The 21,194-nt window shown below is 35.9% G+C and carries 33 protein-coding genes; 29 read left to right on the top strand and 4 right to left on the bottom strand.

Going from position 1 to position 21,194, the window contains the following annotated elements; all coding sequences use genetic code 11:
- The first annotated feature begins 6 nt into the window (after positions 1 to 6).
- The 18 genes from R5H20_RS10470 (at position 7) to R5H20_RS10385 (ending at position 11,409) form a co-directional block, all read left to right on the top strand.
- The gene (locus tag R5H20_RS10470) at positions 7 to 609 is read left to right on the top strand and encodes a hypothetical protein (RefSeq protein ID WP_006640193.1); all 603 of its coding nucleotides are present in this window, start codon (positions 7 to 9) and stop codon (positions 607 to 609) included.
- A gap of 43 nt (positions 610 to 652) precedes the next feature.
- Positions 653 to 1,669, top strand: coding sequence for a hypothetical protein (locus R5H20_RS10465; protein WP_006640194.1), 1,017 nt, complete (start codon positions 653 to 655; stop codon positions 1,667 to 1,669).
- 40 nt (positions 1,670 to 1,709) lie between these two features.
- Complete coding sequence (locus tag R5H20_RS10460; protein WP_006640195.1) at positions 1,710 to 2,180, top strand: hypothetical protein; 471 nt, start codon at positions 1,710 to 1,712, stop codon at positions 2,178 to 2,180.
- An 11-nt stretch (positions 2,181 to 2,191) separates the two neighbouring features.
- Complete coding sequence (locus R5H20_RS10455) at positions 2,192 to 2,590, top strand: hypothetical protein (protein ID WP_006640196.1); 399 nt, start codon at positions 2,192 to 2,194, stop codon at positions 2,588 to 2,590.
- Entirely contained in the window at positions 2,587 to 2,829 is a 243-nt protein-coding gene (locus R5H20_RS10450) for a hypothetical protein (protein WP_006640197.1), read from the top strand. Before R5H20_RS10455 ends, R5H20_RS10450 begins: the two co-directional genes overlap by 4 nt.
- Positions 2,816 to 3,475, top strand: a complete 660-nt coding sequence (locus tag R5H20_RS10445; protein ID WP_006640198.1) for a hypothetical protein — start codon at positions 2,816 to 2,818, stop codon at positions 3,473 to 3,475. Before R5H20_RS10450 ends, R5H20_RS10445 begins: the two co-directional genes overlap by 14 nt.
- Entirely contained in the window at positions 3,472 to 4,002 is a 531-nt protein-coding gene (locus R5H20_RS10440; protein ID WP_006640199.1) for a hypothetical protein, read from the top strand. The genes R5H20_RS10445 and R5H20_RS10440 overlap by 4 nt, the downstream gene beginning before the upstream one ends.
- Entirely contained in the window at positions 3,999 to 4,718 is a 720-nt protein-coding gene (locus tag R5H20_RS10435; RefSeq protein WP_006640200.1) for a hypothetical protein, read from the top strand. The genes R5H20_RS10440 and R5H20_RS10435 overlap by 4 nt, the downstream gene beginning before the upstream one ends.
- Positions 4,719 to 4,762: 44 nt before the next feature.
- Complete coding sequence (locus R5H20_RS10430; protein WP_006640201.1) at positions 4,763 to 5,557, top strand: hypothetical protein; 795 nt, start codon at positions 4,763 to 4,765, stop codon at positions 5,555 to 5,557.
- A 39-nt stretch (positions 5,558 to 5,596) separates the two neighbouring features.
- Positions 5,597 to 5,968: a hypothetical protein gene (locus tag R5H20_RS10425; protein ID WP_006640202.1), complete on the top strand. Its 372-nt coding sequence runs from the start codon at positions 5,597 to 5,599 to the stop codon at positions 5,966 to 5,968.
- Between the two features lie 109 nt (positions 5,969 to 6,077).
- Entirely contained in the window at positions 6,078 to 6,443 is a 366-nt protein-coding gene (locus R5H20_RS10420) for a hypothetical protein (RefSeq protein WP_006640203.1), read from the top strand.
- A gap of 2 nt (positions 6,444 to 6,445) precedes the next feature.
- On the top strand, positions 6,446 to 8,116 hold the full coding sequence (locus R5H20_RS10415; protein ID WP_006640204.1) for a pyocin knob domain-containing protein: 1,671 nt from the start codon (positions 6,446 to 6,448) through the stop codon (positions 8,114 to 8,116).
- A 12-nt stretch (positions 8,117 to 8,128) separates the two neighbouring features.
- Positions 8,129 to 8,446 (top strand): hypothetical protein, encoded by a 318-nt coding sequence (locus R5H20_RS10410; protein WP_006640205.1) that lies wholly within the window; start codon positions 8,129 to 8,131, stop codon positions 8,444 to 8,446.
- Entirely contained in the window at positions 8,443 to 8,634 is a 192-nt protein-coding gene (locus R5H20_RS10405) for an XkdX family protein (protein WP_006640206.1), read from the top strand. The genes R5H20_RS10410 and R5H20_RS10405 overlap by 4 nt, the downstream gene beginning before the upstream one ends.
- Before the next feature lie 40 nt (positions 8,635 to 8,674).
- On the top strand, positions 8,675 to 9,157 hold the full coding sequence (locus R5H20_RS10400) for a hypothetical protein (RefSeq protein ID WP_088272925.1): 483 nt from the start codon (positions 8,675 to 8,677) through the stop codon (positions 9,155 to 9,157).
- Positions 9,157 to 9,576 (top strand): hypothetical protein, encoded by a 420-nt coding sequence (locus R5H20_RS10395; protein ID WP_088272926.1) that lies wholly within the window; start codon positions 9,157 to 9,159, stop codon positions 9,574 to 9,576. Before R5H20_RS10400 ends, R5H20_RS10395 begins: the two co-directional genes overlap by 1 nt.
- A 14-nt stretch (positions 9,577 to 9,590) precedes the next feature.
- Positions 9,591 to 10,592 carry a tyrosine-type recombinase/integrase gene (locus R5H20_RS10390; RefSeq protein ID WP_088272927.1) on the top strand — a complete coding sequence of 334 codons (1,002 nt, stop codon included), beginning with the start codon at positions 9,591 to 9,593 and terminating at the stop codon, positions 10,590 to 10,592.
- A 139-nt stretch (positions 10,593 to 10,731) separates the two neighbouring features.
- On the top strand, positions 10,732 to 11,409 hold the full coding sequence (locus R5H20_RS10385; protein ID WP_016886023.1) for a type II toxin-antitoxin system PemK/MazF family toxin: 678 nt from the start codon (positions 10,732 to 10,734) through the stop codon (positions 11,407 to 11,409).
- A 136-nt stretch (positions 11,410 to 11,545) separates the two neighbouring features.
- Here R5H20_RS10385 and R5H20_RS10380 read toward each other — a convergent pair whose 3' ends face one another.
- On the bottom strand, positions 11,546 to 11,848 hold the full coding sequence (locus R5H20_RS10380) for a hypothetical protein (RefSeq protein WP_088272928.1): 303 nt from the start codon (positions 11,846 to 11,848) through the stop codon (positions 11,546 to 11,548).
- 109 nt (positions 11,849 to 11,957) lie between these two features.
- Between R5H20_RS10380 and R5H20_RS10375 the strand changes: the two genes are divergently transcribed.
- The 3 genes from R5H20_RS10375 to R5H20_RS10365 all read left to right on the top strand — a co-directional run bounded on the left by R5H20_RS10375 (position 11,958) and on the right by R5H20_RS10365 (position 13,685).
- Positions 11,958 to 12,335: a hypothetical protein gene (locus R5H20_RS10375; RefSeq protein WP_224254495.1), complete on the top strand. Its 378-nt coding sequence runs from the start codon at positions 11,958 to 11,960 to the stop codon at positions 12,333 to 12,335.
- Between the two features lie 157 nt (positions 12,336 to 12,492).
- Positions 12,493 to 12,867, top strand: a complete 375-nt coding sequence (locus tag R5H20_RS10370; protein ID WP_046132697.1) for a hypothetical protein — start codon at positions 12,493 to 12,495, stop codon at positions 12,865 to 12,867.
- Between the two features lie 92 nt (positions 12,868 to 12,959).
- Complete coding sequence (locus R5H20_RS10365; RefSeq protein ID WP_088272929.1) at positions 12,960 to 13,685, top strand: hypothetical protein; 726 nt, start codon at positions 12,960 to 12,962, stop codon at positions 13,683 to 13,685.
- Here R5H20_RS10365 and R5H20_RS10360 read toward each other — a convergent pair.
- A complete protein-coding gene (locus R5H20_RS10360) occupies positions 13,682 to 13,828 on the bottom strand; it encodes a hypothetical protein (protein WP_156183657.1) in 147 nt (48 codons plus the stop codon). The two genes, R5H20_RS10365 and R5H20_RS10360, sit on opposite strands and share 4 nt — an antisense overlap.
- A 119-nt stretch (positions 13,829 to 13,947) precedes the next feature.
- Between R5H20_RS10360 and R5H20_RS10355 the strand changes: the two genes are divergently transcribed.
- Complete coding sequence (locus R5H20_RS10355) at positions 13,948 to 14,412, top strand: hypothetical protein (protein WP_048407055.1); 465 nt, start codon at positions 13,948 to 13,950, stop codon at positions 14,410 to 14,412.
- A 40-nt stretch (positions 14,413 to 14,452) separates the two neighbouring features.
- On the top strand, positions 14,453 to 14,614 hold the full coding sequence (locus R5H20_RS10350) for a hypothetical protein (protein WP_167373797.1): 162 nt from the start codon (positions 14,453 to 14,455) through the stop codon (positions 14,612 to 14,614).
- 80 nt (positions 14,615 to 14,694) lie between these two features.
- Here R5H20_RS10350 and R5H20_RS10345 read toward each other — a convergent pair whose 3' ends face one another.
- Positions 14,695 to 15,615: a DUF4062 domain-containing protein gene (locus R5H20_RS10345; protein WP_088272930.1), complete on the bottom strand. Its 921-nt coding sequence runs from the start codon at positions 15,613 to 15,615 to the stop codon at positions 14,695 to 14,697.
- A 258-nt stretch (positions 15,616 to 15,873) separates the two neighbouring features.
- On the opposite strand from R5H20_RS10345, the gene R5H20_RS10340 reads away from it, so the two are divergent.
- Positions 15,874 to 16,500, top strand: a complete 627-nt coding sequence (locus tag R5H20_RS10340) for a hypothetical protein (protein ID WP_224254494.1) — start codon at positions 15,874 to 15,876, stop codon at positions 16,498 to 16,500.
- Between the two features lie 9 nt (positions 16,501 to 16,509).
- On the opposite strand, the gene R5H20_RS10335 is transcribed toward R5H20_RS10340, so the two are convergent.
- Complete coding sequence (locus R5H20_RS10335) at positions 16,510 to 16,668, bottom strand: Arc family DNA-binding protein (RefSeq protein ID WP_081691817.1); 159 nt, start codon at positions 16,666 to 16,668, stop codon at positions 16,510 to 16,512.
- Positions 16,669 to 16,819: 151 nt separating this feature from the next.
- Here R5H20_RS10335 and R5H20_RS10330 point away from each other — a divergent pair, with 151 nt between their 5' ends.
- The 5 genes from R5H20_RS10330 (at position 16,820) to R5H20_RS10310 (ending at position 20,880) form a co-directional block, all read left to right on the top strand.
- Entirely contained in the window at positions 16,820 to 17,074 is a 255-nt protein-coding gene (locus R5H20_RS10330; RefSeq protein WP_088272931.1) for a hypothetical protein, read from the top strand.
- On the top strand, positions 17,058 to 18,515 hold the full coding sequence (locus R5H20_RS10325) for a PDDEXK family nuclease (protein WP_088272932.1): 1,458 nt from the start codon (positions 17,058 to 17,060) through the stop codon (positions 18,513 to 18,515). The genes R5H20_RS10330 and R5H20_RS10325 overlap by 17 nt, the downstream gene beginning before the upstream one ends.
- Complete coding sequence (locus R5H20_RS10320) at positions 18,512 to 18,763, top strand: hypothetical protein (protein ID WP_009328405.1); 252 nt, start codon at positions 18,512 to 18,514, stop codon at positions 18,761 to 18,763. The genes R5H20_RS10325 and R5H20_RS10320 overlap by 4 nt, the downstream gene beginning before the upstream one ends.
- Positions 18,764 to 18,851: 88 nt before the next feature.
- Positions 18,852 to 20,504 (top strand): phage tail tape measure protein, encoded by a 1,653-nt coding sequence (locus R5H20_RS10315; protein ID WP_224254493.1) that lies wholly within the window; start codon positions 18,852 to 18,854, stop codon positions 20,502 to 20,504.
- A 112-nt stretch (positions 20,505 to 20,616) separates the two neighbouring features.
- Entirely contained in the window at positions 20,617 to 20,880 is a 264-nt protein-coding gene (locus tag R5H20_RS10310) for a phage tail tape measure protein (RefSeq protein ID WP_157678845.1), read from the top strand.
- The last annotated feature ends 314 nt before the right edge of the window (positions 20,881 to 21,194 follow it).

The following is a 21,194-nucleotide window of genomic DNA, read 5'->3' as shown; positions in this document are numbered from 1 at the left end:
TTATAAATGGCTACTAGACTACAAACTGCCCTCACAGAAGTAGGCACCCACACTACTGGTAACTTGAATTCATTAAAAATCAAAACTCTTGCTCACGGTGCTAAGGTGTCTGGATCAGATATCGACAACTTTATGCTTGTGGAACTCGGTTTTGATGAAGAAGGAAACCGCATTGCAAAAAAACTTTCCGACAAAAAGCACAGAGCTTATTTAATTGCAGCCCCAGAAGTTCGTTATTTGGGCGAGTCTTTGACTGATTTCTATAATGCTAAAGGTGAACATGCTCGTATCGTTATTTTGGAACCAGGATACACACGTTTTGATGTTTCTGCTTTTTCTCTGAATGAAGGCGTCAAAGAAGTTAAACGAGGACAAGTGGCGCACTTTGATATTAAAACTGAAAAATACATTTTAAGTGACGCTGCTTCACCACATGCTGACTTTGCAGACTCTTCTGCTAAATTCCTTGTTGTAAACAGCGAGGATGATCTCCAATACACAATGGGACAAAAGCTCGTACGTCTCGAAGTAATCACAGGATCAGAAACAGGATTAGTCCCAAGAACAAGTGCAGAAACTCAAACTAAAGCCGTAGACATTGGCGATTAATACATAAATTTGAATAAACACTTATTGAAAAGGAGTACGTTATATGAAACTTGACACTGTAAAAATTAAAGGCTTATTCAGCCGTGTGGTTAACAATAAGATGGAAACCACAGATAAATCAGATATCGAAACTTATATTAAAAAAGTATTTGGTGATGGAACTGTTACTCCTGACCCTTCTATGTTGCATCAGTTTAATACACTTGTAGTCCAACAGGCTGATGAAATTGCAAAACCGATGGTAACGAATCTTCTTTCGCTATTTGCAAATCTCGAACAAGAGAAGCCTGGGAATCTAAAACTAATCAGAATCCCTAAGAAAAACAAAGCAAAAGTGATTTGGTCTGCTAGTGGATCAGGCGTAGATCTGGTTCGAGTTGAAGGTCGGGAGAATGTACCTGCTGTTCCTCAAACCCTATCTACTGGTTTTTACTACGAGCCACTTGATCTTGTAACTGATTCTGTTGAGTACTTCAACAAATTAGTTAATGATATTGCCAATGCAAAAGTTCGTTTGTATTTGGATAATATTCATCAATTAACTGCGGCTGCCATTGCTAAAGGAAAAATCCCACCAAAAAACGTTTCTGTTGGTTCAAACCTAACACTAAAAAAATACAGTGAAGTTGCCTCTGTTCTTCAACGTTATGGAGGTAGACCGGTATTCATCGCCGATTCCCTACTCATTGATTACTTTGCATTCCAACAATCTACAGATTCTACATATAAAAACCTTCTAACTGATGGCATTAAAAATGAACTTTTGACTGCCTTAAACCCTGCAACAATTGGAAGAACCACAGCAGTAAACCTTACAAATCCATTTACTGATGAAACTAATTCAAAAGTTGAACTTCCAGTAAATAAAGGCTATATGTTTGCTGGTGGTGTATCACAAAAACCATTTTCAATTGTTGAGTATGGTGGACTTCGCCAATATACAGAACAGGATATCGAAGACGAAAGAGTCAAAATGAAAATTGCTCAATCAGCTTCCGTCAACCTTCTGTTTGGTGAGGCAATTGGAATTATCGAGGAGCAAGCAGCAGTATCTATTTAAGGATTTAAATATAACAATAAGGATTTATTAGGAGGAAGAAATGGCTGAAACAGTTAAATTGGCTCGATATAGAAACACTTCTTATTTTGTTGGAGACACTGGAGATGGCACACATAAACAATACACCTGGGCAGGAAGCAAAAACGGTAAGGCTGACATTAAAGAAGTGCCAAAAGAGGTCGTTGAATGGTTGACAATGAACAGCGTCTGCTTTGATAAAGGTGAATTGGTTATTGTCGATGAAGATGACTCAACAAAAGAACTTAAAGAATCTATTGTTGATGCAGAGACATATTCAAATAACACCCACACAAAAGAAGAAATCACAAAAATGATCAAAACAGGTAACATTGCACAAATGAAAAGTAAACTTGAAAAGATAACAGTTGACTCGGAAAAACAGTTTGTTATTGATGTTGCCTCTGAATTCAGTGATGATATTCCTGCTGGGAAACTTAAAGCATTAGCTGAATGGATGGGTGTCGAAGATCCTTCCTTGCTTTTTGACTAGGAGGTTCAATAATGACTTCTTATGATGAAATTTGGGAGTTTTTCTTGCTAAACTGCAAAACGTCTGATATCAATTTACCCACAGACGAAACGCTAATTTATAAGTCTATAAGGAATGCAGTTCTTCGATTCAACAATCGACTTCGCGACAAAAAAATAAAGTGTAACGATGAAACCGAAACGGTAAATAGAGTAATGAACGAGGATGATTTATTGATTCTCGTTCATTATTTACGTCTAATTTTTTTAACTAATGAACAGACTTTTTTCCAGACAACATGGCAGCCATTTGCAAAAGACGTTGGCGTTACTAACTATGGTACACAAATCAATTCATTAGGAAAGTCTATCGAAGAGCAAAAAGCAGAAATTGATCGCCTCATTATGAATACAGAGGTGGACTATTTATGAGCAATAAAAGTGTTTTTCAACCCTTTGATGAAGGACAAGCACCTTTCTCATTACAAGAGCACTGCGTAAGATTAAGCAAGAAAAACAACTCAGTTCTTTATAAAGTAGAGCAACATCTAAATAAGAAAATGCTTGCTGATGCAGAACTGGCTGAAATTCGTGAAATCATTTTGGACGTGAGTGCTGAAATCGTAAGATTAGGTCAATACCTATCCGGTGATTTAAATGAAGGACTTTAGAAATTATTATCAGATTGATGCTAATAAAAAAATTGAACATGATGGAAAATTGATTTTTCAGGCTGGTCTAAAAGGATTTCAATCCGAGACTGTATCAATTGACGGGAAAGAATCGATACAGTGTTTGATTACCTCGAAGTATTCCAATGGTGATGGAATGACTAAATACATTCTTGGACTGCCCGAAGATATCTATATTGGAGGAGTTGTTAAATGGGGTACTGAGCAATGGTTAATCAGTACATTCCCAAGCTTTAATAAAATTTATAAAAAAGCAGAAATTAGACTGTGCAACTCCTCAATAAAGATCACCGCTAATGACAAATGGATTGATTCAGACAAGATAAGCGAAGTTACTGGAAAACCAATCAAAGTTAAAGTGCCTGGAGAAGTTATTAAAATACCCTGCATTTTTGAACGATCCACATCTATAAATGGGACTGACCTCGCTGTAAATCTCCCTGACGGCCAAGCGAACATCACAATTCCAAATGTAAATAACGACAAAATTAAAATTGGGCTCCTCCTCTCTTTCTTTGGTGAGGATTATCTTGTTAATGACATTGACTACTCTAAGGTTTATGGAGATCACGGCACAATAAAATTAATTGCTAAAAAGAAAGTCAGAGGTGATGGTAGTGCATGAGCAATATGGTTGAACACATGACCAAGATTTTCAGAACATTGATTAATGATTCTGAACTCAACAGGCTTCTGTATTATAAGGACAACCCCCTCTCCCCTGACCTCCCGGATGTTCAGGACTTAGAAGGCTATGAAGTCGAAACAACTGTTGAAGAAGATGGAAAAGTCCGCATTATCCCCCCTATTTTCAAGACAATCTTCAAAAGAGCTCCAAAAACCGATGACATTACTGAATCACCAATCTGTAGAGTATGCATGTATTTAGGAAGTGGCTTATCAAAGCCCTCTAATCAAAGCTATTTGCTTATGGATCAAGACCTTCATATTGATGTCTACACTCATATTGAGACATATGAAGAAAATGAATTTAGATCTTTAAAAATTTTGGACAGGTTATCTGAGCTTCTTTTCAATAAAAATATCGCTGGCTTCGGAAAGGCTATGGCTCCTAAAAGAATGCTGATCGGAAACCCACCTACTGGGTATTTGGGTTATAAAATGATTTTCACATTCGGAGCAATGAAATGAACGAAAATTCTCAAGAACTATTTATCTTAGGTATCCCCGTTGACACTCCTATTGGTAAGTGTCATTTCCTCAAAATGAAGGATTACAACGACTATGCGGCATACCTGAACTTAATAAAGATGAGCAAAAATGAGATTGTTTATAGATATAGCCAGCTTAATAAAAACGGTGAATTAAACGAGCTTATTGAAGAAATGAAGAAGCTGCCTCTTTTTGATATCGTTAATCAATTACCAAATTTCAATGAGGCTTATTCTGAAGTGTTCCAAAAGGTCTTTCAGAATGAGGGTATATTTGAATTAATTGATCGAGATAATTTCATTTCAATAAGAAAACTTATTATAGAAATGCACTGTCTCAAAGAAGAAAAGATTAGTCCAAACCCAGAAGTTCAACGAAGAATCGAGCAAAGTAAAAGATTAAAAAGACAAGAACAAGAGCTGCTTGAAGTGTATGACATGATCAGTTCAATCATGGCCTTTACAGGTGTCCCATACAAAGAAATTGCAGAAATGACAATGTATCAAATGTATATGACTTTCTATCGTATCGATAGAATCAAGGATTACGATACATCTATTTTATTTGCAACAGTATCCCCTGAAGCAGGTAAGAATATTAAACACTGGAGTGAACATGTTGACCTCTTTGAAGAAGAGAGTCATGCACTGACTGATGAACAAGTTAAAAACTTAAAAAGATTGTTTCAAGGCTGATTAATCATCAGTCTTTTTTTATTTAAATTCAAGGAGGATATTTAATGACCAAGAAAACAGTTATTCATGATACAGCAGATGTTACTTGGAAACGAAAATCCGATGGACATGTGATTTCTGCTGCCGAAGCTCAATTGGCTTCTATTTCTCAATCAATTTCAGAAGAAGAGTTAAAAGGTGGTATTGGAAACAAAACTCTTTATCTCCTTCGTTCTGATAAGTCAATTGATGCAAAAGTTAAAAATGCATTCTTTGACATGGAATTCATGGCAATGACTCAAGGGGTTGCAATTGAAGAAAACAAATTCAATGTATTTGAACGCGAAGATGTAACCGTTGATACAGATGGGACAGTAAAACTGCAGAAAACTCCTATTGGTACGGTATCGCTTAAAAATAGCAAAGGTGCAGCTGTACAAGCTGAATTTAAAGATGGCGTAGTTACGGTTCCTGAAGGTTTTGCCGAAGAGGGAGATGTGCTTACTGCAGTATACAAAGTTGAAGTAACTGGTGAAACAGTAGAAATCAACACGAACAAATTCTCTGAAATGTACGAGCTTGAATATCACACTATCGAGTATGATCCGGACACTGGTGTTGTTTACAGTGACCTCTATATTCAATTCGACAAGGTTGCACCATCTGGTGAATTTGAAATGTCTCTTGAAAATGGCTCTGCTTACACGCCAGAGCTTTCATTTAAGGTTCTTGCAGCAGACAGCAAAGGTAAAATTGGTAGGTTCGCACGAGTGCCTCGAACTGAAACCAACACACCTGTAACTCCTCCCCCATCTCCAGATACAGGAACTCAAACAAAAGCTGTAGATATTGGTGACTAATAATCAAAATTCAAAACATAAATAAGGAGAGATTCTATTATGGCAGAACAATTTCTAAACGAAAGTAACGGAGTATTCACTGCTGCAGAGAACGATGGCACAGGTAAACCAGTAACTCCCGTATATCTGAAAGGTAACAGTGAGGTCAATCCTTTATACATTAAAGGAATGCAGGGTGAACCTGGACCACAAGGGCCAAAAGGTGATAAGGGAGATAAAGGTGACAAAGGTGATCCGGCTGTCATTGAAGCAAAAAGTATCACCAACGAAATGCTAGCAGACAAGTCTGTAAGAAGTAACAACATCGGAACCGGCAGCGTCATGCTGGATCACTTTAACAGCGAAGTAAAGGCCGTTTTAGATGGTCTGCAAAAGCAAATCGATGAGTTGAAAGGTGGAACAACTAGTTAAAAAGAGTAGTATTCGAATACAGAATATAATGACGAGGGGATTTCTCCCCTCTTCTTTTTTATTTCGATAAAATACAAGTTTTATGCAAATCAATATAAGGAGGCGTGTAATGTCAGTTTGCGATTATAAGAAATTGCCTCGAAAAATCGAACCCTTAGTTACCCCCTTCACCTTTCACGATTCAGTTACTGAAGTCGGAGAAGGAGAAAAATTCATCGTGGAGTCTCATCGAACACTTACAGTAGAGATTACAGGTGACTGTACTTCAAGAGAAGTTAAGTTTTTCACCGTTACACAGAATGGGAAAAAGATCGCTCTTGAAGGAATTAACACATCTAATCACATGTTTGGCGCAAGTACACTCGGTATTGATGAGATTTGGGAGTTCGACATTGCTGGGAAGACCGCAGTTCTACTTGAAGTGACAAAGATTAATGGTGGTTCAATTACCATCAAAGGAAATGCGGTGACTTAACTATGGATAATCTCTCAAGAGCACAGAACAAAGAAAATGAAATTAAGATTGAGAACCTTAAAGGGAAGTTTTCTGGATTTGAAAAACACAGCCTTGACACAGAAAAAGAACTAAGGGTAACAATCGAGCAGCTTACAGATTTGATTAATTATCACATAGATAATAAATCGAACCCTCATAATGTTACATCAGAGCAAGTCACCATTATCAGTGACCCATCACCATTTCAAGATGCTTCTTACTCTGGAGATAACTATCCAATAGGAATTTCAACATTTCACCTCTCAACAGGTTCAGTTGGATATCCAAGTTCCTATGGTGAGTGTTTAAATGTAAAGACAACTAAATATCGATTTGCACAGTTTTTCTTTCATGCTGGAAACCGTAATGATTCAAGAATTTATCTTCGTCACTGGTATCCATCTATTGGATGGACTGAATTTATAACTATCCCCTCTTCTTCTGATTTGGATTCTGCTTTAGCTTCTATGAAGGCTTACATAGATGCCCATGCGAATAATAAAGATAATCCACATAAAGTTACAAAAACACAAGTCGGACTGTCTAATGTTGATAACGTAAAGCAGGCATCGAAGACTGATTTTGATAAACACAACTCAGACAACACAAGGCACATAACAGTTGATGAACGGACAAAATGGGACTCTGGGCAGCTCTTTAAAATGACCGACGATAATGGTAAGCCTTTTTATAAGGGAAGCAATGAGATAACAGACTATGACACACTGACTCAAACCGGTATGTATCTTATCTACAATGAAGGAGTAAATTCCCCTCCATCTTCGAACCGTGTGTTTTTAATGGTTATAAGCTTCGGGAACACGCTTGCTCAGGTTGCATATGAATCCTATAATGGAACGCAGTCTTTCTTTAGATTCAGAAAGAGTGATTCAACAACGTGGACACCGTGGCAGACACAAGAAACGACTTCGGGTGCACAAACAAAAGCAGATAAAATGTTGAGTGATGCTAAAGCTTATACAGATACTCATGCGAAAAATAAAATTCTGCACATTACTGATTCTGAGCGCGCAAAATGGAATAGCGGACAGCTTTATAAAATAACTGGTGATAACGGAAACCGAACAAAACTTCCTGACGGTACAGATTTGCTAACTTTACCTACTGGATTTTATTATGCACAAGGTCACCTTGTACAAAACAATCCCGTACCAAACGATTTAAATTGGTTTAACTATGATGTCGTTGAAACTGGAATGGGGAGAAAAACATTTTTGGTTTGGCGTAGCTCCGATAATACCCTATGGCATTCAACTACTCATAATGATGGGGTTTTTAAAGGTTGGAAAAAAGTCTTAACTGACTCAGATATATTAGCAACATGGAACACGGTTACGTTAATCAATGGTGCAAAGCAAGATTCAGCTTATCCTCTGAAATTCTCTGTGGTTAATAACGTTATATGGCTAAGAGGCACTTTTGGTTCCTTACCTGCTATCGGAACAAACGTTGCAAAGTTTGCAAATACTCCCTCTCAATTAGTTGATATAGTTGTCCCTACTGTGGGCTCTTATGGAACTGCTCGATTTGCTTTTACTACAGAAGGATATCTCCGTTATGACGGGATAAACGCTAATGATCCTGCTAGTGTAACTAGGGTTTCCTTTAATGTTGGAATTCCGCTATGGTAAGGAGGGATTGACATGCATGTTCTTTTTTATGATAAAAATTTGATGTATGCTGGTGAAGGTGATATTGAAATAAACCTTGAAGCAGGTGAAGAAATGCCGCCGAATTGTACAACAACTTCGGTATCAGTAGATATCATCAATCCTAAATATGATCCTCAAAAAGACGTTTGGGTCGAAGCAGCTACACCGGAATATATTGAAAAAATAAAACCGACTAAACCTAATCCAAGTGAATTAGAATTGCTGAAAAGGCAAAACGCGTTACTCTCCTATCAACTAGCCCAGGTTCAAGCAGAAATTGAAAAATTGAAAGGTAGCGTTGCTACATGAAGTATCCTGACTATGCTGCAATTAAACAATTTTATGATTGGGGCTGCTATGAAGACGATTCTATTATGAGAGATTACGTTGAGTGGGGTTATATCACTCCTGCTGAATATGAAGAGATTACGGGTAGAAGTTATGATAAACCATTCATTAATGTCAGTGTGGATTTAGGAACGTGTGTGACACCTTAATAAGTGTTTTTTATTTGGATTTAAAAAAGGAGGAAATTTGATGACAACACAAAAATTAACGCTCAGTCATATTAAAGAGGATAATAAGAAATACAATGAGAAGCAAAGAATCGAATTGAATGATCAATATCATACTTACATTTATCCGAATTTCGATCCTACAAGGATAAACAAGATGATTAAAACTCTCGTTAAAGACTATGTTGAGATCCAATCAAACAAAGGAGTTAAAACTGATTTAGGTGCTGGAGATTTAGCTTATCTCTATACGGTTATTGAATTTAGTGATATCGCTGATATGCCCCAGACTTTAACAGCTAAAATTAAAATGCTTGAAGAAGTTGCTAAATCAGAGCACATTAGAACTATTCATGAAGCCTTCCCTAAAGAAAGTTTAAAAAAAGTTGAAGATGCTGCTAATGGTTTTGTTGATTTTATATCAAGAGCAGCAAATGAAAATGCAGACAAAATAAACGAAGACATCCTAAAAAAAGTTGAAGAGCTTACTAAAGAGGACAGCTAATGGCGACTTACAAAGATCTCGCCATTTTAGTTCAAAAAGAAGCTTTAAAGGCCATCCAACAGTCAAATAGCAGCACAAAGCAAACATTAATCAAAACTGGGCAGGATCATGTTGAAACAGATGTTTACGATGTATACGATCCCCTAGTTTACGAAAGGACACATGAGTTGAAAAGCTCTTTTGTAGCAGAAAATGAAGTAAACGGGATCTCATTGGATAACATTCGCGAAGATGATGGGCGTGACGTTGCAACGATTGTTGAAACTGGGCAAGGTTACACATATCCAGATGAACATGGTTATGGATATGGAAAACCAAGACCTTTCATGGCTAACACTGCTGAAGCTTTAAAGGATGGCCGATTAATTGAAGCTGTGTCCAAGGATGTGAACAGGCTTGGACATAAGACAATAAAATAGTCGGTGGTGGATTAATGGCAAAAGAAATTAAGAAAAATATGATACGCCCCCGTGCAAAGAAGCTGCCTGAAGTAACTGATGAAATGTGGTCTCAGGTTGATGAAGAGCACAGAAATTTAACACAAGAATTTTTGGACGCTCACTCATTCCGTGATAAAACAAGAAAACAGTACACCTCTTCCCTTCGGCAATTCTTTTGGTGGGTGCATAATTCTCTAAATGGAAAAAAATTATACAAAATCACTAAACGTGACTTCATTAAATATCAAAGTTTCCTAAAAAACAGAGGCATGTCTTCTAGTGGTATTGCGCTTAAAAAAGCTGGTGTTTCTTCTTTAAACAACTATATTGAAAATGTTGTAGCTGAAGATGATGACAATTATAAAACATTCAGGAACTTTACCCGCGGCCTCCCTGCTATTCCTAAGACAGTCACTTATGAGAAAGTAAAGATTACATATGAAGACTATCAAACAATGATGAATACGCTTGAGGAAGATGAGAATTATTTGGGAATGGCCTGGCTTGCAACGGCTTTTAACGTAGGTGCCAGGAGAGCTGAAATCATTCAGTTTAAGACAGAAATCTTAGATTACCCTATCCCTGCCGGACAACCATATGTGTTGTCACATAAAGTGTTTGGTAAAGGAGGCGGTGAAGGCAAGGTATTGGAATATATGATTAACACCGAAGCTCTAAAATATTTAAAGTTGTGGCATGAAAAACGTGGATATGACCATGAATACCTCTTTACCACTACATACGGTGGACAACCAAAACAAATGTCAGAAACGTGGGCTGATTATTTTTGTTCTGATGTTCTGTCAGACATTCTTGGCCGTAGAATCAACCCTCACCTATTTAAAGCCTCTTGTATTACCTACTTACTCGAAGTCAAGAAAATCAAGATTGAACTTGTCAGCAAATACATCGCTCAACATGAGGATGTTTCCACTACAATCAAACATTATGATCTTCGTGATTTTAAAGAAGAAAAGAACCAAATATTTATGTAAAATCACTCTTTTATTCAAAATCAAGATCCCTTCCCTAGAGGGGGTTTTGCTTTTGAGTGAAATAAAAATTTTGTAAAAAAAGAAGGTATTTCCTCCTATTCTGTCGAATCGATTATTCATCAAGTTTTGGGAGGATCAAATGCTTAAACCTGATTTTAGCAAGTTTAACAATTTATCAAATAATATTAAGGCTTCTGATTCAGAAAAAGTATGGAGAGAGTTTCTCCTCACATCTTTTAACTTTGTAAATCACTGTTCTTATAAAGTTAATGAAGATGAGCTGTCAGAAATAACAAAGAGCCTACAGAACTGGATTCAAAGAAGGCGGTTTAATCAGTATAAGGAAAGGAACAATATAGTAACACCACAACAAGGGGAAATCTTTTTAGCCGATTTAGGACTAAATTTCGAATTTGCTTATTGTCATCCTGTTCTAATTCTCGATGAAATTGAAAACAAATTGATCGTGTTACCTGTTACATCAAGTCCTGACAAAGTGAAAGATGCTTTTCATCCAATAACAAATCCTTCTGGACTTAAACGTTACAGGAGGGTTACTCCTGCTGATGGATTTGAATCTGAATCAGCTATTGTAATGGATGAATTGAGGATTATAAGTAAAGGGCGATTATTGAATAAGATATCCTCTTTGAATGAAGATATTTATTTAGTGGGATCAATTTTTCAAGAAGTAATTGAAACTTCCTTTTCATTGCTTTATAGCTTACAGTATCAAAAAATCAATGACATGGAACAAGAAATTGCTGAACTAAGAGATGAAATAAAGGTTTTAAAAGAAAAAAACCATCAAGTTTAAAACAACCATTGACAAAATAAAAACTTAGATGTATTATAATAGTAACAAAAATGTTAATCGCTTTTTAAGAGTGCATCCTTACAGAGATGCACCGATTAATAACCAATCCCACTTATCATTAAGTGGGATTTTATTTTTATATTTGATCTAGGATAGCTAAAAGTTCCGGGTCATTAATTTTGAATACTATAAATTGAATATAATCAATTTTGTTTGTGTCAGGGAAATGCAAAGTGGTTATAGTAAAGTTCGTAGCGTGTTTTCCAAAAAGTCCAGCAATACGCAAAGCGACGTCTACATTCTCAAAATCAATATCGAAAGATACAAACTCTTGATACTCTTGATTCACATAATAGTTCTTTATTTTTGTATCCTTTGGATTTGAAGGATTTGACGCAGAATTAAGAAGTTTCTTGAATTTCTCAGGATCGAAGTTCATCAATGTTCAACCTCCAATATTTTGGTAATTAAAGTATAGCACATTGTCATATCCCCCTCTTTAAAATTTTCCACATTTGCCCGATAATAGGATCGAGGTGAATGATGGGATGTTTAGATGGTGGATTAGGAAAAGGAATAAACTAAAAAAAGAGCCTGAAGATTTAGGAGAGGTATTGCTAACGTGGCCTGATGAAGAAATACAGAAATACATTAGAGATTATTTTGGTTATAGTTCAAACAAAAACAAGAAAATCGAGCTTCAACGAATTAGACGGCTTGATTTAGATACAGTCATACTTGGTATCGCAAGGATGAAAGAAATCGAGGAGTCTTTCGACAATTCGAAGACAGTTCCCAGTTTAATTGCGGCAACTGTTTTTATGCTTACTCAAATTTTCAATTATTATACAGATGACGAAATGTATCGATTGTTCCTTATTCTGGTGTCTTACATTATTTTCTTCGTTTTTCTATTTGCCTATTAAAAATGGTAGTGATCATCGATCCCGAGCAGCTCAATATACGAGCTTACTGGAACAGGTGAAATCGGAAAAAGAGAAACAGTAAGCAAAAGAGGATACAGAAAACCACGCAGTCTGAATCGATGTTATAATTGAGGAAAATATTACTGGTGGTGAGAAAATGACTGAATTGAATGCAAAAGAAAGGGTTTTAGTCGCCCTTTATTTAGAATATCAAAAGGATTTACCTATGCTTGAAAATGTAGATGCAAACTGTTTAGGAATGAGTCAGCAAATGTTTTACGAAGCAATTAAAAAGCTTGAGAACGAAGGATTCTTAAATAATGTTAAATATACGAAGCCATACGGCGTACTTTTGCAGTTTGCTTATCTCAGTCGCTTTGGAATAAATTATGTTGAAGAAAAATTGAAAATTGACGAACACCTTAGTAAACCTGAAAAACTTAAAGAGATAGCACGCAAACTGGCTAAAGGTGGCTACAATGAAATAAAAGACATAGCAATAAAATTGGCAGCAGAATTACTTAAAAACTAACCAAGGCATCCTAATGGGTGTCTTTTTCAATTTGAGATATGTGGTGAATTATCCAACATTTTTCTGTAAAATTAATTTAAAGGAGTGTCAGGATGGAAAACTTTGTAGCAATTTTGATTTTTACTTTACCAGGATTATTGAGTTATTTTTGGATACAGTTATTTGGATTACATCCAGCAAGTAAACATATAAACTTTGAGATAGCAGCAATAAGCGCAATTCTATGGTTCCCTGTTGGTATGGTTGTGCTTGGGATTTATCAGCTTGCCGCGAAAATTATTAATGCGAATTCGGTAAATAATCCTTGGTTATCTGTTCATACACTTAGTGACGTTCTCGAATTATCGAATAACCTTGGTTTCCTTGTTTACTTTGTGTCATTCAGTGTTATTTTTAGCTTTCTTTTCTCTTGGTTTGTATCAAGGTTCGCTTACAGATGGATGATCAGATTAGTGAATGTTGTGAGGAGAGGAAGTGGAACTGCTGAACTTTCAGATACAAGTACAGTATGGAATGAGACATTTTTAAAGAATGATGCTCAGCTCGTTTCATTTAGAAAAATTGATAATCCAGATGAAGTAATTTATGGAGAAATAAAAAAAGTGTCCAGACCTGTTGAATTAGAAAGGAATCTATTACTCTCTAATACAGAATACTGGACAGAACTTTTAAAAGACAATAAAGATGTTAGGGTACCATATGTATTCCTTGATACTAAGACAGGGTTTATCATATCTATTTATAATACAGAAGATGCCCTGAAAGCCCATGAACAATACCTAGAAACACTTGAAGAAAGCGAAAACAGTGAAATTTAATTCTTCTTTATTTTCGGCGGATTTAATATTAATGATGGTTTATCGGCTGAATTTTGCTCATGTCTTGGTGTGTTCATTGCATTCTCAGTCGGTCTACTATCTGGTCTAATTTCTGCTGCTCTGTTATCTGGTCTTTTTTCCATAACAATCTCTCCTCGTTTGGTAATCATTCTAATCGTACCACAATTTTTGGGGGTTTCCCTCCCTCCTCTTTAAAATTTTCCATCTGTGTACGATAATCACCTTGAGGTGAATGTGTGATATGTGGCCGTTTAGAAGAAAGAAAAACGATATAGACCTTGAAGATGTGAAAAGTTGGTCTAAAGAAGATACAAAGCACTTTTTCTTAACTGCATCGGATGAAGAATTCCATGTATTTATCGAAACTTGTTTTTCAGTTAAATCTGAAGGAAACTGTGTCGATATGTTAAACCTTTTAAGGGGTCTTGACAATGATGGATTATTTTATGGGATTGCAAAGGCAACAAAAGTTGAATCCCAATTTGATCATTCTAAATACTTTGCGGCAATAGTTGCTTTGATAGGATTATCATTAAAACTTTACATGGAGATTAGTATTTGGTGGGCTTTGTTTGTGACTTCGCTTATAACTGGAGTGTTGTTGAAAATGATTGCCAGAGAAACTAGAAGACGTGTAAGTGCTGTTTATTTAAAAAGCTTACTGGAGCAAGTTAAAACTGAAAAAGAGAAAGAAAAGGCGTCCTGACGGATGTCTTTTTTATTTTGAAATTGAAGGTGAAAAGCCCATGAACAAAAGTGAAGTTTTAGAAATATTCGAGAAGGTTCTTGAAGAGTGGTTTTCTGCTGAATTGATTCTTTTAAGCCAAGGTGGTGATGGTACTGATGACCTTGAAATTAGAAAAGAATTGTATAGGCAGCGTTTTATTGAGGCGTTGAGTGGAAATTGATGAACCTCTCCTCTTCTAAAGAAGAATTAAAGAGAGTGAAAGCCCACTCCCTTTAAATGGCGTTGTTTAAGCAAAACTGTTTAAAATGGCAACTCAAAATAATGTGAATTTACAACCTCATATATTTCTTGTTTGACAACGGGGGCTAAATTGCGAAGCTCATCAAATATTGGCATAGGCATTTTATACAACTTCACATTACCATATTCCGTATAATCTTTCGGCTCAATTAAACCTCTATCCAGAAAATTTTCTAAAACAGATTCATAATTATCTATTAAATTACTCTTACCTAAAGATCTTTGATTCTCCCATTTTAAAATCATGTTCTTCGAATCATCCGCCATCCACCTAACTCCAAAAGAGCGATTCCCGGTCTCCAATATGTAACCAAGCAACAAAAATTCATTAACAGTTAGACTGCCGGAATAAATTAGATTTTTAAGGTTGACTTCTTCGATCTTTTTCTTCGTTAATTCCCTTTGAATAAATGCACTTTCTGGGTTGTTTCTTTTATATTCAACTACTTTATCGTATAGATGATCAATAACTTTATACTTGTCATAAGAACTGTATAGTCCAGTGTATTTCTTTTTAAATTCATCTACTCGCTTTAGCTCATCATAGTTAATTCCTTCTCGAGGAATGTCCTTGTCAACAAAGTAAATTAACACTTCTTTTTGTTGCTGTATAAAACTTTCGATTTCTTCAAGTGTTCCTGATGGGGCACTAGTAGTACGAGTCCCAAGTTTTGTCCAAAAAACACCTATTAAAATATCGCATTTCTTCACAAGTGTTTCATTTATAATTCGCTGTGGCTCAATAGGATGGTATGTTGGTGCAACATCTTTTTCCCAGCGATTAGGCAGAAGTACAATGTTCAATTCTTCTGCAAAACGTCTGTTCCAATCAAAAATCGCATTTTCAATTTCGTCTCGTTGGCTTGATACATCGGAAGGTGATGCAATAAAAACCTGCAGTACATCAGCTTTAAAACTCACAGTAATCAACTCCACTCTCTAAATCGTTTGCTCTCTATATAATGAACATCTCTAAGTGTTTACTTCACTGTTAAATTATATCAGAAGAGGTGAATGTTAAACAGATTATTAAGGATTGGAAGTAATCCATCTTGTATTTAACGCAAAGTGAATATTGTTGGATTTAAACTATCCCCTTCCCTTTTGCTCAAGATAAACATTCCTGGGGAAGAAAATTGTGGTATAATTTAGGCATATTGTTTGATGAGGTGGTTTGGTGTGTTTATCGCAATGTTAATTATTGCAGGGTTTATTGTTTTCTTTTTGATTGGATTTATAGGAATGAATAAACAAAAAGAAGACGAAAAACAAATTTTAAATTTGCTCGAATCCGCAGGTAATTATCCATCTGATTATAAATTTCATATTACACCTGATAAAGATATGAAGCTTACTTTAATTGAATCCGAGGAAAAATTCGTTGCACATCGATTACATAAAGATCAATCTTTAGAGGAAATCGAAATCCCATTTAATAAAATTATCGAAGCAGAAGTAACAGTAGACGATAATTCTGTTTCAAAAGTTTCTAGAGGAAGTCAGTTGGCCGGAGCAATAGTCGGTGGGGCTGTAGCTGGTGGTATTGGAGCTGTGATTGGTGGATTATCTTCAGACAAAGTAGAAGCAAAACGCTTTCGAAAAATTGCACTTAAAATAAAATTGGATGATTTCAAGTCCCCCATTATCAAAATTGATTTCCTGCCAAGTAAAACTGATATGGGCTTAGAGAATGTTACTGGATTTAAACAAGATGATCCTAAGGTTAAAAAAGCTCTATCTAATGTTGAAATATGGCAAAGCATTTTTAAAATTGCTATTAAAAAAACAAATCAAGTCGCTCATTAATTGGGCGACTTATTTATTATCTTCTTTATTTTGATTATCCATAAATTCTTTAAGAATGTGCACTATCTGTCCATTTAAGCTTCTCATATTGTCGTCCGCTTCTTTAACAAGCTTAGAATGAAGCTCCTTAGGAAGCCTTAATGTCATTCGTTCAATCTCCTTTGACATGGAACCCTCCCCTTACTTACACTGCTTTACACTAACCACACATACAGAATACTAACACAAATCAATCGAATAAAAAAGTAAATATTTAATTGACAACAGTGTCATTATGGTGTCATAATAGTGTCATAATAAATCGAGAGGATGACTAACAATGTGGAGTACAAATGTGTATGGCACTATTATTCTTACCGTTTCGCGCAAAACAGCAGCTTCAAGCAAATGTTTAGCAATACTGGATTCATACTATGCCATATCCGATGACAGAGTTGATTTAACAGAGTTAACTTTGCTTCACCAAAATGGAAAAGTTCTAGGGACTGTAAAGATTCACAATATCGATTTAAGATGGAATGGTTTTTGTTCTAAGTTCAAAAGTGGAGATGTAAACTGTGGCAGTAATAATTAATCAATTTGTTAAAGTCCGAGCAAGTAACAGAAACAAAACTTATTATGCCAATTTGGGTTATACGCCAAATGAAAAACAAGAATTCAAAATCCATTTAAAAGATCTCCCATTATCGAGTCCTTCTGAGGTTAAAATTGTATGTGATTATTGTAATAAATGTTCAAGTAAACCCTACAAAAATATTTCTAGTCAAAAAAACCATTTTTGTTCACGAGAATGTGCTAACAATTTTCTAATAGGTAAACCTTCGTGGAATGCGAGGCTAATACATATTAAATGCTCAGAATGTTCAAAAGATATTATAAGATCTGAATGGGAAACTAAACAGCATAAAAACCTTTTTTGCAGTAGATCTTGTGCAGACAATTTCATGAGAAGGAATAGAAAAGGAAAACTGAAAGTAAAACGATATGAATTAAAATGCTCTTTCTGTAATGCGACTATTGAAAGAACAGAAAATGAGTTAAAAAGAGCTAAAAATCATTTTTGCTCTCAAAAGTGTTTGAGTGAATTCTCTAAAGGTAAGCCGAAAAATACTAAAGAAAAGATAAAGAAACTATGTCACAATTGCAATAAGCCAATATACATGACTCCATATAGAGCTTTACAAAGTAAACGAACATTTTGCTCAAGAAATTGTCGTTCTAGTTGGATGAGAGAGTCAGATGAGTACAGAAAAATTGTTTTTAAAGGAAAAAGCGTGGAGCTTACATGCTCTAATGAATCATGTAACAAAACATTCACTCGGAAATTTTCTGAACTAAAAGAAAAGAATTTTTGCTCTATGGAGTGCGCAAAATCACTCAAAAAACTATCCTTTATAAGGAATAATCCTAATCCAAAGAAAGAAAAAATAAGTGTCAGCTGCTATACATGTGGTGCTGGTAAAAAGGTACATGAGAGTGTTTTTAAAAAGAATAAACATTTTTTCTGCTCCTATGACTGCTACCATCAAAAAAGACTTGAAATTACTGAAAAGAAAGTTACTTTGACTTCAATTCATAAAAAAATAAATAGGCTCTTGAATGAATGTGAAATAGAACACATCAATGAAAAAAACATTGGATATTTTTCATTGGATATATATCTACCTGAACATAAACTAGCCATTGAAGTTATGGGAGATTATTGGCATGGACATCCACAAAGGTACAATTTCAATAGTCTCAATAACATTCAAAAAAAGAACATCAAAAGAGACTACAGAAAGAACAGATATATCACAAAGAATGGCATAGTAATTCTCTACCTTTGGGAGAACGATATAAATCAAGATTTTGAGTTGTGCAAACAGCTTATTTTGAAATTTATTTCAAAAAGAGACGGTCTTCAAAATTTTCATAGTTTCAATTGGGCACTCGACAGTAATTCAAAAATAGTTTTACGAACCGAACTTTTTTGTCCCTTTTTTGATTATTTTCAAGGAGATGAACAAAAATGAAAAAATACGTTAATCATTTGACATTGACTATAGCCGCTTGCCAAACAACACTTGGAAACTCTGAAGATGGAGCTAAACGATTTACAGAGTATGATCTCTTGGATTTTGGAGAGTTTGAAGAACTTAAAGAAATAACATTAATAAATTTTGACGGTGATAAGATAACCCTTCAAGCCTTTAATATGGGGCTTGAAATTGAGGACACCGAAGAAATCGATGAAGAAGATGAACTGCTATACATAAAATAAATGATTTTCTTGACTCTGCTAATGCAGAGTTTTTTTATTTTTGTCCACCTCTCCCCCACTCTTCGCTTTGAAAGGATGTGATTATTAATTGAGCCAACAGTTGAAAATTGTAGTTACTCCAGTTGCCGACACCTCCGCTCAATCAGTTGAACAAATTAACAAGCAACTTAAAACACTACAATCTAAGTTAAACTCCCTTCAGCTCCAAACAAATATTGATGCTTCTGCTTTAAAAACCCTCAAAGAATTCTCTTCTGCAATTGAAACATATCAAAAAAATCTTAAGAATTACAATCAGACAGTTAAAGAAACACAAACGGTCATTAAGAATGCTGATGGGACAACTGAAAAAATCATTCAGCAGCACAAAAAGAATGGAGAAATACTTCAGCGAGAAATTAAGACGATTGATAATCGAAATCAAAAGATTCGTCAAGAAACTCAAGAAACAGCAAAATTAACCTCTGAAATTCAAAAGCTTGGCCAAGCTCAAAAGATAATTGAACGTCAAAATGCTCAAGGTATCAAGACAGGCACTACTCAAAAAAATCGTGATGGTTTTAAGGATATTACGTACAATCTCGACCAAAATGGGAATATTAAAAACTCAACCACTGTAACAAATATTGATCAACAAAGAAAAGCAATCGAACAGCTTAGAGTAAGCCTACAAAGACTAAAAGAGCAAGGGCAACTGTCTGAAGTCACGCTCTCCTCTCTTGGAAGAAAAATTAATTTAGTTCAGTCTACAGAACAAATTGAAGCACTCAGAGTCAAGCTTAAGACTCTTGATGACAAGTCAGCAGCAGTTGCAAAGACTAAAGAGCTTGAAAGGCAGTTAGAACTATATAGAAGACAAGCACAGGTAAATACTCAGAACCTGCAAAACAGATACGGCAGCTCATTGAGCAATACAAGTAATCAACAGCTTCAACAGTATTTGAATTCAGTTAATCAATTAACTGCAAGGACACCTAATCTAAGAAATCAGATGGCTAGTCTTAATGTGCAGTTTAGGGAAATGTCCTCTAACATTGCTGCTACTACAAGGCAGACAATGAGTTTTGGAGAGCAGCTTCAAGTAGCAATGTCCCGCGTGCCTGTGTGGATGGCATCTATGACACTTTTTTATGCACCTTTGAGACTGCTTCAAGATCTCACCAGCCAAGTAATATCGCTTGACACTCAAATGACTGGCTTACGACGGGTTATGGACTTACCTGATTATAAGTTTAACGAGCTTCTTCAAAAATCTATTGATTTGAGTGATGAGTTAGCAAACAAGACTTCAGATGTTCTAACTATAATGAACGAATTTGGGCGTATGGGTTACAAAGATGATGAGCTATTAGATCTAACCAAGACAGCTCAAATGATGGAGAACATTAGTGAACTACAACCTGAAGATACCGTTAAAGCTCTCACAGCAGCGATGGTCAACTTCGGAATTCAATCTAAAGACAGCTTAAAAATCGCCGATGCATTGAACGAGGTTGACAATAATTTCCAAACAAGTACATTGGACTTGGCTCAATCAATGAGAAAGTCAGCTGCCGCTGCAAAAGTATATGGCGTGAGTATGGAACAGCTTTTAGGATACACAACTGCTATTCAATCTAGTACCAAAGAATCTGGTAACATTGTCGGTAGAATAATTGCTGACATTAAATCTCTTCTGATTGACTTGGAAATCCTAACGTTCAGTCGAGGACGACAAGGGGCAAGCGTAATGGTAGCCTGAACGACTGAGTGAAGAGACACAGAAATGTGAAGCGACAGTCTGAACTCTATGGAAACATAGAGAGTGAGGTTGAAGCGCCTCACCGCCATTTATAATGGTCAGTAGCCTTTTGGTGAAAGTAACAGAATTGAACGCCTTAAAAACAATATTCGCCAGAATCCAAACAAATGGAGCAGCCATTAAAAGTCTTGAGAGTGTAGGAATTGCAGTTAAAGATGTAGGTGGAGAAGCTATACCTGTATCTGAAATCCTTGAGAATCTTGCTTCTAAGTGGGACAGTCTCTCTGAGGCACAGAAGCAGCAAATCGGGGTTTCGTCAGCAGGTATGTTTCAAAATACTCGATTAATTATAGTCGCCTTATACAGTAATGTATAAGTGAAAACCCAGTGAACCCTATTGCTCAGGGGTGTGTCCTTTTCACAGGATGCTAACGGTGGAACTCTAAGGGAGAAATCCTATGACAATACCGTGCCAAGCCTATTTTAGGAAGGTGTAACGACTAGCCTAACGGCGTAGAACAGACATTGAGCTACTGTTCAAAGTGCTGGGCATCCTTTTAGGATGAAGATATAGTCTAGTCCCCTACTTAAATATCGGGAAACCGAGGGTATAAACGTTTTAGCGCTCATGGAGCAATGGAGTACGGCTACCAAGGCCACTACTACTGCAATTAACAGCCAGGGATCTGC

This window comes from Bacillus sp. KICET-3, assembly GCF_033261025.1.
Classification (GTDB): domain Bacteria; phylum Bacillota; class Bacilli; order Bacillales; family Bacillaceae; genus Bacillus; species Bacillus sonorensis.
Note: the sequence above shows the minus strand (reverse complement) of the source record. Positions and strands in the feature narration are given on the sequence as shown.

Coding starts and splice junctions, on each gene's coding strand:
- R5H20_RS10435 (WP_006640200.1), top strand. CDS start 3,999: ATGAACGAAAATTCTCAAGAACTATTTATCTTAGGTATCCCCGTTGAC.
- R5H20_RS10420 (WP_006640203.1), top strand. CDS start 6,078: ATGTCAGTTTGCGATTATAAGAAATTGCCTCGAAAAATCGAACCCTTA.
- R5H20_RS10445 (WP_006640198.1), top strand. CDS start 2,816: ATGAAGGACTTTAGAAATTATTATCAGATTGATGCTAATAAAAAAATT.
- R5H20_RS10355 (WP_048407055.1), top strand. CDS start 13,948: ATGTGGCCGTTTAGAAGAAAGAAAAACGATATAGACCTTGAAGATGTG.
- R5H20_RS10335 (WP_081691817.1), bottom strand. CDS start 16,668: ATGTCAAAGGAGATTGAACGAATGACATTAAGGCTTCCTAAGGAGCTT.
- R5H20_RS10375 (WP_224254495.1), top strand. CDS start 11,958: ATGTTTAGATGGTGGATTAGGAAAAGGAATAAACTAAAAAAAGAGCCT.
- R5H20_RS10460 (WP_006640195.1), top strand. CDS start 1,710: ATGGCTGAAACAGTTAAATTGGCTCGATATAGAAACACTTCTTATTTT.
- R5H20_RS10330 (WP_088272931.1), top strand. CDS start 16,820: ATGTGGAGTACAAATGTGTATGGCACTATTATTCTTACCGTTTCGCGC.
- R5H20_RS10400 (WP_088272925.1), top strand. CDS start 8,675: ATGACAACACAAAAATTAACGCTCAGTCATATTAAAGAGGATAATAAG.
- R5H20_RS10430 (WP_006640201.1), top strand. CDS start 4,763: ATGACCAAGAAAACAGTTATTCATGATACAGCAGATGTTACTTGGAAA.
- R5H20_RS10415 (WP_006640204.1), top strand. CDS start 6,446: ATGGATAATCTCTCAAGAGCACAGAACAAAGAAAATGAAATTAAGATT.
- R5H20_RS10410 (WP_006640205.1), top strand. CDS start 8,129: ATGCATGTTCTTTTTTATGATAAAAATTTGATGTATGCTGGTGAAGGT.
- R5H20_RS10385 (WP_016886023.1), top strand. CDS start 10,732: ATGCTTAAACCTGATTTTAGCAAGTTTAACAATTTATCAAATAATATT.
- R5H20_RS10440 (WP_006640199.1), top strand. CDS start 3,472: ATGAGCAATATGGTTGAACACATGACCAAGATTTTCAGAACATTGATT.
- R5H20_RS10320 (WP_009328405.1), top strand. CDS start 18,512: ATGAAAAAATACGTTAATCATTTGACATTGACTATAGCCGCTTGCCAA.
- R5H20_RS10470 (WP_006640193.1), top strand. CDS start 7: ATGGCTACTAGACTACAAACTGCCCTCACAGAAGTAGGCACCCACACT.
- R5H20_RS10350 (WP_167373797.1), top strand. CDS start 14,453: ATGAACAAAAGTGAAGTTTTAGAAATATTCGAGAAGGTTCTTGAAGAG.
- R5H20_RS10360 (WP_156183657.1), bottom strand. CDS start 13,828: ATGGAAAAAAGACCAGATAACAGAGCAGCAGAAATTAGACCAGATAGT.
- R5H20_RS10465 (WP_006640194.1), top strand. CDS start 653: ATGAAACTTGACACTGTAAAAATTAAAGGCTTATTCAGCCGTGTGGTT.
- R5H20_RS10390 (WP_088272927.1), top strand. CDS start 9,591: ATGGCAAAAGAAATTAAGAAAAATATGATACGCCCCCGTGCAAAGAAG.
- R5H20_RS10370 (WP_046132697.1), top strand. CDS start 12,493: ATGACTGAATTGAATGCAAAAGAAAGGGTTTTAGTCGCCCTTTATTTA.
- R5H20_RS10425 (WP_006640202.1), top strand. CDS start 5,597: ATGGCAGAACAATTTCTAAACGAAAGTAACGGAGTATTCACTGCTGCA.
- R5H20_RS10450 (WP_006640197.1), top strand. CDS start 2,587: ATGAGCAATAAAAGTGTTTTTCAACCCTTTGATGAAGGACAAGCACCT.
- R5H20_RS10405 (WP_006640206.1), top strand. CDS start 8,443: ATGAAGTATCCTGACTATGCTGCAATTAAACAATTTTATGATTGGGGC.
- R5H20_RS10455 (WP_006640196.1), top strand. CDS start 2,192: ATGACTTCTTATGATGAAATTTGGGAGTTTTTCTTGCTAAACTGCAAA.
- R5H20_RS10395 (WP_088272926.1), top strand. CDS start 9,157: ATGGCGACTTACAAAGATCTCGCCATTTTAGTTCAAAAAGAAGCTTTA.
- R5H20_RS10365 (WP_088272929.1), top strand. CDS start 12,960: ATGGAAAACTTTGTAGCAATTTTGATTTTTACTTTACCAGGATTATTG.
- R5H20_RS10380 (WP_088272928.1), bottom strand. CDS start 11,848: ATGAACTTCGATCCTGAGAAATTCAAGAAACTTCTTAATTCTGCGTCA.